The 412-nt window shown below is 32.0% G+C and carries 1 tRNA gene; it reads left to right on the top strand.

The features are described 5' to 3' along the window. The first annotated feature begins 326 nt into the window (after positions 1-326). Positions 327-400, top strand: a tRNA-Asn gene (locus MPF19_RS19230). Positions 401-412: the final 12 nt, after the last annotated feature.

The following is a 412-nucleotide window of genomic DNA, read 5'->3' on the forward strand; positions in this document are numbered from 1 at the left end:
TAGAGCATCTGACTGTTAATCAGAGGGTCCTAGGTTCGAGTCCTAGAGAGGGAGCAAAAAAAGTCTTATCTTAATTGATAAGGCTTTTTTTTATGACTAAAAATTATTTGGTTCTATAAATTATTGATACTAGATTAATACAAAAAGTTATGTGTTTTTTTGGATCAAGTCAAAAAGTTATGTGTTTTTTTAATTAGGTTTTAAATTTTTGGTTGTTGATTATTAGTGCTTTATAATAGTGCTCGTCTTTCTTGTAAAAAAAAGTTGCATAGGTTGTAAAAAAATGTATATTTGCACTCGCAAAACACATTTTATGTGTCGCAAACTCCTTCTTAGCTCAGTTGGTTAGAGCATCTGACTGTTAATCAGAGGGTCCTAGGTTCGAGTCCTAGAGAGGGAGCAAAAAAAGTCT

Origin of the sequence: Polaribacter sp. Z014 (genome assembly GCF_023555435.1) — a bacterium.
In the GTDB taxonomy this organism is placed as follows: domain Bacteria; phylum Bacteroidota; class Bacteroidia; order Flavobacteriales; family Flavobacteriaceae; genus Polaribacter.